This window comes from Geobacter sp. PheSNFMC, from assembly GCF_059620965.1.
In genome coordinates this window covers 1-6,739 of record NZ_JCAMRN010000106.1, presented here as the reverse complement: position 1 = coordinate 6,739, position 6,739 = coordinate 1, and the positions used below count along the sequence as shown (strand labels likewise).

Genomic DNA, 6,739 nt, shown 5'->3' with positions numbered 1-6,739 from the left:
CGGTCAGCAGCTCCAGCACCACCGCCAGGTCCGTGCGGGTGTAGCACACCTGGCCCGCCTCGAATTCCTTGGAGAACAGCCCCTCCACCTGATACGTGGCGGCGAGCCGTAACATCTCCTGGCAGGCCTTGTGCTTGATCTCGACTTGTTCCGGCACGGCAAGGTCGGGGTTAAGGGCAAAAGCGGGCGAAACAAGACCGACTGTCATCACGGCAAGCCGGGCCATCAGTTTTTTCCAGTTACGTTTCATCTTTTCCTCCCTCGGGAAATAGTGTTCGGCCCGGACAGGTCTTCCGGCTTGAGGGCTGCCTACGTGCCCGCCTTCCCATCGAGTATTGCTCCTGACAGTGGCTCTTTTGGGCGTTCGTTCCCTTTACGGCTGCGGGGCAGCGGGAGAATCGCACTCCACTTCCCTTGACCGGGCCCTGGTGCTGAATGGATTACGTGGTTTCGAGTTATGTTGCCTCTTATCCCACCCCCCTTCCGGACAATCCGGCAGACCGGCTTGCCCCGAACCCTGAAATGAAAAAGTCCGTCTGTGCCGAAGCAGCAGACGGACTTTCCGTATTCAAAGCCTGTTCATGGTTCCACTCTCCCTTTACCGTCGGGACTGGCGAGTGCTGAGATCAGGCAGGTCTTCTGGCTCGCGAATCATCCTCCGGGCGTCTTCCCGGTCATGTGACCAGTGACGTGCTGCCCTTTGTCCTCGCTTACAGCGGCGGGTCCGCGGGGGACTCTTTCCTGGCGGAAATACACCCCTCTTCCCTATCAAGCCCTTGCGGGCACCGTGATCCGATATTAGGTTGTCATGGGGTTCGTCACAAAGATCTATGCCGGTAGCACAGATAGTTGTGGCGAACCATCTGATTTAAAGGCGCATGTCCCGCCATCGCGGCTATCCGGGGAGGTGCTCGCTTCTCTCGCTTCAGCCGCTGAACAACATAAGGTCCAATGCCGTCGTCCCCATAAAGGAGCTGCCTCTGCCCAGAAGAGGGGCCGACATGACGGTTACCGCTCGCCGAGGTGCTTGCCAGGCAGCAGATAATTTGTCACATAGTCCTCTACGGATGATTCGAGCTGCGTTATTTTCCGGTCGTAACCGGATTGGCGCAGCCTGTTGATGTCGGCGCAGGTATGGTACTGATAGGTGTCACGGATCTCCTCCGGCATATCGATATATTCGATGCGGGGTGGTCTGTTCAGTGCGTTGAAGATTGCGGCGGCCAGCCGGTTCCAACTGGTGGCTTCGCCGCCGCCGATGTTGAAGATACCGTTGATGTGCGGCTTGTCCAGAAAGTGCAGTGTCATGGCGGCGGCGTCTTTCACGTAGATGAAGTCGCGTTGCTGCTCGCCATCGGCGTAATCGGAGCGATGGGACCTGAAGAGACGCAACGTACCGGTGGCAAGGATCTGTTCATACGCCTTGAGAACCAGTGAGCGCATATCCCCCTTGTGATGCTCGTTAGGACCGAAGACATTGAAGTATTTCAACCCCACCATCTTCTCCAGCAGCCCGTTGGCCCTGGCCCAGAGATCAAAGAGATGTTTGGAGTAGCCGTACATATTGAGTGGCCGCAATGAGCACAGCGCTGTCTCGTTGTCCAGGAAGCCGTGGCTGCCGTCACCGTAGGTGGCGGCGCTGGAGGCATAGATGAAGCGGATGCCGTTCGCCGCCGCATACAGGGCAAGCTGCTTGGAATAGGCAAAATTGTTTTCGATCAGATAGGAGGCGTCCCGCTCCGTGGTGGCGGAACAGGCCCCCAGGTGCAGGATCGCATCGATCCGTTCCCCGCCGAAAGCCCCATCTGCGACAATCTGCCGGAGAAAGACATCCTTCTCCAGGTAATCCCGAAACCGGAGTGCCCGAAGGTTTTTCCATTTATTTCCGGTACCGAGATGATCAACCACCAGAATATCGTCCTGGCCGCGTTGATTCAGTTCATGGACAACGGCGCTGCCTATCATGCCGGCGCCGCCGGTTACGATGAGCATGTAAAGGTGCCTTTCCGTCAGTCGACAGGTGTCCTGCGGAAAAATTCCGCTTGGTGTTACTAATATTGAAATCGTGCCACCGTCTATATCATAGAATAGTCCGCCGAACAAGGGGGGCTATTGGCTAACTTGAAAAGAGGAGCCGATACGCTTTGCATCCCTGTCCGGATGCTCCAGGCGGATATGCCGCTCAGTAGCTCAGGTCCGGGCATGAACCTGGCACGGCTGCACGATCAATTCTTCTCCCCATTTCTCCCTCACTCGCTGCCGCATCGTTTCGATCCTGCCGCCGTTCAGGAGGAACGGATCGAGGGTGGTGCGGAATTGATGTGGTACGCCGCTCCGGCACAACAGTTCCGCGCTCTGTCGGGCGGCGTCGCCGCTTCCCGGCATGGCTGTTATCAGGTGATACTCGTCAAAGGATGCCTTGATATCCATGCCGACCCAGTCCAGATATGGCAGGCAGGAGTGGAGACGCTCGGGGAAAGGCCCGGCCGTATGCAGCCCAGTTGAAAAGCCCATGTGCCGTACTTCGGCAAGAGCCGATCTCAGCCCGTGCTGCATGGTCGGCTCGCCGCCGCTGAAGACCACGGCATCCAGCAGGCCGTGCCGCTGTTCGAGGAAACGGAGCACATCTCCCCACGGCACCGTTCCAGGTTGGCCACACGTTAACAGGTGGCGGTTGTGACAGTAGCCGCAACGCCAGGGGCAGCCCTGGCAGAAGAGCACCGCCGCCAGTTTGCCGGGATAGTCGATGGTGGTAAAGGGGGTAAGGCCGCCAATGGCAAGCATGGGTGCTCCTGTTCACGTCTGATCGGATCGGTGCAGCCCGGGCGATGCACGCCGTGGCCGCCAGCCTTCGCCTGGAACGCACGGCCGCAGTTTTATCGGGTTTTGTTGTCGCAGCCGAGAAATCATAGGCTCTACGGCTTGGTCACCTCCGTCTCCCTGAAAAACCGGCGTTCAGCATATTCAGCCTGTTTGCCGGTGTTGAAGGAGGCGACCGGGCGATGATACCCCATCACCCTGGTCCAGACCTCGCACGGTTGACGCTGCTCCTGGGGAATGTCCGTATGCTGTTGCTGGTGGCTGTTCATGCTGAACCTCCTTGGTGGTTGGCTCGTCTGCGGATCAGGTCCTGATCGCAGAGGGGGCAAAACTGGTGTTCGCCGCTGAGGTAACCGTGTCTGGGGCAGATGGAGAAGGTTGGGGTAACAGTGAGATACGGCAGCCTGAACCGCTCCAGCGAACGCCGAACCAGCGTCTTGCAGGCTTCCGCACTGGAAACCCGCTCTGCCAGGTAAAGGTGCAGCACTGTGCCGCCGGTATACTTGCCCTGCAGCTCTTCCTGGCGCTTCAGCGCCTCGAACGGGTCATCGGTGAATCCTGCCGGCAGTTGGGACGAGTTGGTGTAGTAAGGCGCATCAGACGTGCCGGCCTGGATAATGCCGGGAAAGCGCTTTTTGTCCTCCCGGGCAAAGCGGTAGGTGGTCCCTTCCGCAGGGGTGGCCTCCAGGTTGTACATATGGCCGGTCTCTTCCTGAAACTCGACCATCCGCTGCCTCAGGTGATCGAGCAACCGCACCGCCAGCGCGTGTCCCGCTGGCGTGGCGATATCCTCGGAATCTGAGGTGAAATTGCGGATCATCTCATTGATGCCGTTGACCCCGATGGTGGAAAAGTGATTGCGCAGGGTACCCAGGTAGCGCTTGGTGTAGGGGAACAGACCGTTATCCATGTGGCGCTGGATTACCTTGCGCTTGATCTCCAGGCTGGTACGGCTGATTTCAAGCAACTGGTCCAGCCGCCTGAAAAGTCCCGTTTCATCTCCCCGATGCTGGTACCCCAGCCGGGCACAGTTGATGGTGGCTACACCGATGGAGCCGGTCTGCTCGGCAGAGCCGAAGAGGCCATTGCCCCGTTTCAGCAGTTCCCGCAGGTCAAGCTGAAGGCGGCAGCACATGGAACGGACCATGCTGGGCGTGAGCTCCGAGTTGATGAAGTTCTGGAAGTAAGGCAGGCCGTAACGGGCGGTCATGGCGAACAAGAACCCGGCATTCTCGCTTTCCCATGGGAAATCGGGGGTAATGTTGTAGGTTGGAATCGGGAAGGTGAAGACCCTGCCCTTTGCATCACCGCTGGTCATCACTTCGATATAGGCCCGGTTGATCAGGTCCGTTTCCGCCTGCAGTTCGCCGTAGGTGAAGGGCATCTCCGCGCCGCCGATTATCGGCACCTGACCCTTCAGGTCCTCCGGGCAGGTCCAGTCGAAGGTGAGATTTGTGAAGGGGGTCTGGGTTCCCCAGCGGGACGGAACGTTCAGGTTGAAGATCAGTTCCTGGATGTGCTGCCTGACCTCTTCGTAGGAGAGCCGGTCCTTGCGGATGAAGGGAGCCATGTAGGTGTCGAAGGAGCTGAAGGCCTGGGCGCCGGCCCATTCGTTTTGCAGGGTGCCGAGAAAGTTGACGATCTGTCCGATGGCGCTGGACATATGTTTTGGAGGAGATGCCTCGACCTTGCCCGGTACGCCGTTGAACCCTTCGGCGAGGAGCATGCGCAGGGACCAACCGGCGCAGTAGCCGGAGAGCATATCCAGGTCGTGGATGTGGATGCTCCCGTCCCGATGGGCCTCGCCGATTTCCGGAGGATAGACGTGATTGAGCCAGTAATTGGCCGTCACCTTGCCGGCAACGTTGAGGATCAATCCGCCAAGGGAATACCCCTGGTTGGCGTTGGCGCTGACCCGCCAGTCGGACTGGTCCAGATATTCGTTGACCGATGCGGAGACATCCACCACGGTTTTCTTGTCCTGACGGAGCTTGGTGCGCTGCTCCCGGTAGACCGCATAGGCCCGCATGGTGGCGAAGTGGTTGGCCGAGATCAGGGCCTGTTCCACCACGTCCTGGATGTGCTCAACGTGGGGCGGGGTTTCGGGGAAACGGTGCCGCAGCACTTTGATCACCTGTCGGCTGAGGAGCCCGGCCTCGTCCCCGTCGAGTTCACCACTGGCTCGTCCGGCCTTGAGAATGGCGGCTTGGATCCTGGATTCGTCGAAGGAGGCGCGGGTTCCGTCACGCTTGATGACAGCGGTGGGAAGTGAGGAAACTGAGGTATGGTGCATTGTGGGGACTCCCTTGCTCCAGGGGTCCGGTGAGTAGTGAAAGAGGCGAGAAGGGACAAAAAAGTCCGCATGTGCCGAAGCACCATGCGGACTTTCCGTGTTCAAAGCCCTTCTGTTCCATAGTCCACGCACTCCCGGTTCCCGGGGAGCTGCTGCCGATAACAATCGGCAGGTACTGTGGTTGAAATCGACGGCAGGTCTTCTGGCTTGCGAATCATCCTCCGGGCGCCTTCCCGGCCATTCGGCCAGTGGCATGTCGCCCTTCGTCCTCGCTTACAGCGGCGGGTCCGCGGGGGAATCGCTCGTTCACCGAGCTGCACCCCTCTTCCCTATCAAGCCCGTGCGGGCACCGTGATTGGCTATTCAATTGTTATAAGGTTACCAGATGTTGTGTCGGATTAATATCATGGGCCCATATGTGGAGTCAAGGCATAATGTAAGTTGCTGTCATGCGCGCGGGGCAACGAGCTACCGTATCGCCCGCTCAGAATCCTTGCGGCGTCAGGAGCTGTATGATGATCATCTGGTGATAAACAGGTCGGAACTTGCACTAGCCACAGGCTTTTCAACGGATGAAGGGTCATCCTTTCGCACCTTGGACGAGGACGGCATAACTGCCAGGAGAAGGGAGTGCAAGGTGGAGCTGGGAGTGCTGCCGACGCTGGATCGCGATGGACTACAGTTAAGAAAAAAGCCCTTCCGCGCGGAGTGGAAGGGCTTTCATCATGTTGGCGTCCCCTGGGGGATTTGAACCCCCGTCGCCGCCGTGAAAGGGCGGTGTCCTGGGCCGGGCTAGACGAAGGGGACGAAGGGAAAAGAACCCGGTCGAATGTTCGGCCGGGTTCTTTGTGTGTGGTTGGTGAGCCGCGTTGGGATCGAACCAACGACCACCTGATTAAAAGTCAGGTGCTCTACCATCTGAGCTAGCGGCTCGCAAAGAGAAGACAACTTTTATCAGACTCCTTGTTGCCGGTCAAGCATTTTTTATGCTTTATCCAGAAACGGGTTGCTGATGATGATGGTCTGGTCCCGTCGCGGCCCGATGGAGACGAGGACGATGGGGCAGCCAATCAGTTGCTCGAGTCGCTTCACGTAGCTTTTCGCCTTCTCGGGCAGTTCCTCGAAGGTGCGCGCCCCGCTGATGTCGCTCATCCAGCCCGGCAGTTCCTCGTAGACCGGTTCGCACTTTTCGAACACGGCGAGGTTGGCGGGGAGGTCGGTCAGGGGCTTGCCTTCGAAGGTGTAGCCGGTGCAGACTTTGATGGTCTCGAAATCGTTCAGGACGTCGAGCTTTGTCAGTGCCACGCCGGTGAGGCCGTTGACCCGTACCGCGTAGCGGACCACCATGGCGTCGAACCAGCCGCAGCGGCGCGGCCGTCCGGTGGTTGCGCCGAATTCATGGCCGACCTGGCGCAGTTTCTCGCCATCGGCGTCAAGAAGCTCCGTGGGGACCGGGCCGCTGCCGACCCGCGTGACATAGGCCTTGGATATGCCGATGATCTCATGGATGTCCCGGGGGCTCATGCCAGTGCCGGTGCAGGCACCGCCCGCGCAGGTGGATGAGGAGGTAACACAGGGGTAGGTGCCGTGGTCCACGTCCAGGAGCGTGCCCTGGGCTCCCTCGAA

The 6,739-nt window shown here is 59.1% G+C and carries 5 protein-coding genes, 2 tRNA genes, 1 pseudogene and 3 riboswitches; all 8 genes and pseudogenes read right to left on the bottom strand.

The genetic code is table 11. The features are described from left to right. A pseudogene (locus tag AC6CDK_RS17280) lies at positions 1-250 on the bottom strand (carbohydrate porin); the annotation flags it as partial. 15 nt (positions 251-265) lie between these two features. Continuing rightward, positions 266-438: riboswitch (cobalamin riboswitch) on the bottom strand. Between the two features lie 174 nt (positions 439-612). Further along, a riboswitch (cobalamin riboswitch) is annotated at positions 613-806 on the bottom strand. Positions 807-1,008: 202 nt separating this feature from the next. Beyond that, a complete protein-coding gene (rfaD, locus tag AC6CDK_RS17275) occupies positions 1,009-1,992 on the bottom strand; it encodes an ADP-glyceromanno-heptose 6-epimerase (RefSeq protein WP_039647201.1) in 984 nt (327 codons plus the stop codon). A 198-nt stretch (positions 1,993-2,190) separates the two neighbouring features. Continuing rightward, positions 2,191-2,784, bottom strand: coding sequence for an anaerobic ribonucleoside-triphosphate reductase activating protein (locus AC6CDK_RS17270; protein ID WP_066358143.1), 594 nt, complete (start codon positions 2,782-2,784; stop codon positions 2,191-2,193). A gap of 131 nt (positions 2,785-2,915) precedes the next feature. Beyond that, positions 2,916-3,089 carry an anaerobic ribonucleoside-triphosphate reductase gene (gene nrdD, locus AC6CDK_RS17265; protein WP_145915422.1) on the bottom strand — a complete coding sequence of 58 codons (174 nt, stop codon included), beginning with the start codon at positions 3,087-3,089 and terminating at the stop codon, positions 2,916-2,918. Continuing rightward, complete coding sequence (locus tag AC6CDK_RS17260) at positions 3,086-5,113, bottom strand: ribonucleoside triphosphate reductase (protein WP_192905901.1); 2,028 nt, start codon at positions 5,111-5,113, stop codon at positions 3,086-3,088. Before AC6CDK_RS17260 ends, nrdD begins: the two co-directional genes overlap by 4 nt. 175 nt (positions 5,114-5,288) lie before the next feature. Next, a riboswitch (cobalamin riboswitch) is annotated at positions 5,289-5,482 on the bottom strand. 360 nt (positions 5,483-5,842) lie between these two features. Next, a tRNA-Glu gene (locus AC6CDK_RS17255) sits at positions 5,843-5,920 on the bottom strand. A 50-nt stretch (positions 5,921-5,970) separates the two neighbouring features. Next, a tRNA-Lys gene (locus tag AC6CDK_RS17250) sits at positions 5,971-6,046 on the bottom strand. Positions 6,047-6,097: 51 nt separating this feature from the next. Further along, positions 6,098-6,739: adenylosuccinate synthetase (locus tag AC6CDK_RS17245; protein ID WP_496639936.1), on the bottom strand; the 642-nt coding region annotated here is incomplete at its 5' end.

Coding starts and splice junctions, on each gene's coding strand:
- rfaD (WP_039647201.1), bottom strand. CDS start 1,992: ATGCTCATCGTAACCGGCGGCGCCGGCATGATAGGCAGCGCCGTTGTC.
- AC6CDK_RS17270 (WP_066358143.1), bottom strand. CDS start 2,784: ATGCTTGCCATTGGCGGCCTTACCCCCTTTACCACCATCGACTATCCC.
- nrdD (WP_145915422.1), bottom strand. CDS start 3,089: ATGAACAGCCACCAGCAACAGCATACGGACATTCCCCAGGAGCAGCGT.
- AC6CDK_RS17260 (WP_192905901.1), bottom strand. CDS start 5,113: ATGCACCATACCTCAGTTTCCTCACTTCCCACCGCTGTCATCAAGCGT.